At 35.2% G+C, this 488-nt stretch carries 1 protein-coding gene; it reads right to left on the bottom strand.

All coding sequences use genetic code 11. The features are described 5' to 3' along the window. Positions 1 to 152 precede the first annotated feature (152 nt). Positions 153 to 488, bottom strand: a 336-nt coding sequence (locus Trichorick_RS09240) for an ankyrin repeat domain-containing protein (RefSeq protein WP_323739358.1), incomplete at its 5' end; no start/stop codon positions are given.

The raw sequence follows: 488 nt of genomic DNA, 5'->3' as shown, positions 1-488 counted from the left end.
ATGTTACAAAGTAGAATCGGAGCAAGATACAGAGCTGTTTTAAAAATTTTGCGAGTTTTGCTATAAGAATTTTTTTGCATAGTTTTTACTTCTTTAATTGTTGATGTTGATAATGTGCGATACTGCATTTTTACTCCTTGTATTTACGGTTATTAATTTATTGATTGTTTTTGAGAAGCACTTCGAGCTTTTGAATATCTCATCTCTAGTACTGCTAACCCTTTATGAAGCTTATGCTCTTGACTCCCCGCTAAAAGTAAGCAATTTAAAGCGGTATGGCCGTCCACTCTATAGGTAGGGTCTACGTCGTAACGTGCCAGTAACTCAATTTTTTTAATCTTCTCCGATTCACTTTCATGTATATTACCTACCGTAAACATTAAAACGCTATTACCTTTTGAATTACGTTCATTGGGATTTGCTCCTCGTTCTAGCAATAGTTTCATTATCGAAAACGATCCCGGATTAGCACCCGCTATCATTAACAA

This window comes from Candidatus Trichorickettsia mobilis, from assembly GCF_034366785.1.
GTDB lineage: Bacteria > Pseudomonadota > Alphaproteobacteria > Rickettsiales > Rickettsiaceae > Trichorickettsia > Trichorickettsia mobilis_A.
Note: the sequence above shows the minus strand (reverse complement) of the source record. Positions and strands in the feature narration are given on the sequence as shown.